The sequence below is a fragment of the Rhizobium sullae genome, from assembly GCF_900169785.1.
Taxonomy (GTDB): Bacteria; Pseudomonadota; Alphaproteobacteria; order Rhizobiales; family Rhizobiaceae; genus Rhizobium; species Rhizobium sullae.
In genome coordinates this window covers 1-414 of record NZ_FWER01000199.1, presented here as the reverse complement: position 1 = coordinate 414, position 414 = coordinate 1, and the positions used below count along the sequence as shown (strand labels likewise).

Annotated in this window: 1 pseudogene; it reads left to right on the top strand. The window is 59.7% G+C overall.

From position 1 onward, the window contains the following. Positions 1-414, top strand: a pseudogene (locus tag BN1800_RS39755) (acetolactate synthase large subunit); the annotation flags it as partial.

Below are 414 nucleotides of genomic sequence, written 5' to 3'. Positions count from 1 at the left end.
CAGTGAGGCGTTCCGCATCGCTCAAGAGGAAAAGCAAGGCCCAGTGTCTGTTGTAATACCGGAAGACATTGCGGCCGAAGAATGTGAGGAGGATGAACTGTGATTACCAAGACCTTCGATCGCGCGGTTGAAATGATCCTTGCGGCCAAGCGTCCGCTGATCATGGTGGGCGGGGCGGCAAGCCGCCTAGGCCAGCACTCGATCGCCCAAATCCGCGACTTCGTGCAACGCACCCGCATTCCCTTCTTTGCCACGCAAATGGGCAAGGGCGTCGTGGCGGAGGACTCCGACCTCTATATGGGCACGGCGGCGCTATCCGAAGGCGACCATGTCCACGTCGCCGTCGACAAGTCCGACGTGATCATCGCGGTCGGCCACGACACGTGCGAAAAGCCTCCGTTCATCATGTCTGAG